Source organism: Actinomadura sp. NPDC048032 (assembly GCF_040653175.1).
GTDB classification, from domain to species: domain Bacteria; phylum Actinomycetota; class Actinomycetes; order Streptosporangiales; family Streptosporangiaceae; genus Spirillospora; species Spirillospora verrucosospora.
Genome location: NZ_JBEZJP010000827.1, coordinates 1 through 1087, shown reverse-complemented (window position 1 = coordinate 1087; position 1087 = coordinate 1). Strand labels below are relative to the sequence as shown.

The following is a 1087-nucleotide window of genomic DNA, read 5'->3' as shown; positions in this document are numbered from 1 at the left end:
GGGATCGGCAAGACGGCCCTGGTCGAACAGGTCGCGGCGGCCGCCGGGGACATGCGGGTCCTCCGCGGGATCGGCGTCGAGTCCGAGAGCGAGCTGCGCTGCACAGCAGGTGGACCGCGGCGAGGTGGATCTCCTGGACGGTCGAGGTCGAGGCGGCCCGCACGGTGATCGCGTCGTCGCACGCCTCGGCCAGCGGGTTCGGGCCGGGCCCGGTGACCGCCCAGGCCGTGAGCCCGAGCCCGCGGGCCCGTCGCGCCGCCGCGATCACGTTGGGGCTGCGCCCGCTGGTCGACAGGCACACCAGCACGTCGCCGGGACGGCCGTGGGCCTGCACCTGCCGCTCGAACACGACGGCCGGGCCGTAGTCGTTCCCGATCGCCGTGACCGACGAGGTGTCGCCGTGCAGCGGGATCGCCGACAGCGGCCGGCGCTCGTCCTCGAACCGGCCGACGAGCTCGGCCGTCAGGTGCTGCGCCTCCGCGGCGCTGCCGCCGTTGCCGCAGGCCAGCAGGCGGCCCCCGGCGCGCAGGACGGAGGCCAGGCGCAGGCCCCACGCCTGCACGGTGGGGACCTGCTCGCGGAACAGCAGCGCGGCCTCCGCGAGCGCCTCCAGCCGCAGGTCGTGGACGGTGGCGGTGCGGGTACGGATTCCGGGCTGCGCGGTCATCAGGCCGCCACCTCGCTCAGCACGGCGGCCTCCCGGTAGACCCGGGCGGTGTCGGCGGCGACCCGGGCCCACGAGTAGCGTTCGCGCGCCCGGCCGCCGCCCGCGCGCCCCATCGCGGCGCGCCCGGCCGGATCGTCCAGCACCCGCCGGATCGCCCTGGCGGCCTTCTCCGGGTCGCGCGGCGGGACGACCACGCCGGTGACGCCGTCCACGACGGTGTCCAGATGCCCCCCGACGGCGGTCGCCACCACCGGGACGCCGCAGGCCATGGCCTCCAGCGGCACCATGCCGAAGGGCTCGTACCAGGGCAGGGAGACGACGAGGCTCGCCGAGCGCAGCAGCGGCGGGACCTCCTCGCGGCCGAGCCGGCCGAGGAACTCCACCCGGCCCGCCACGTCCGCGTCCGCCGCCACCCGCCGC

At 77.5% G+C, this 1087-nt stretch carries 2 protein-coding genes; both read right to left on the bottom strand.

All coding sequences use genetic code 11. The features are described 5' to 3' along the window. On the bottom strand, positions 1-667 hold a 667-nt coding region (locus AB0C69_RS42525), incomplete at its 3' end, for an SIS domain-containing protein (protein ID WP_360362685.1). Further along, a partial coding sequence (locus AB0C69_RS42520) for a glycosyltransferase (protein WP_360362683.1) occupies positions 667-1087 on the bottom strand: 421 nt, incomplete at its 5' end. The genes AB0C69_RS42525 and AB0C69_RS42520, both read right to left, overlap by 1 nt.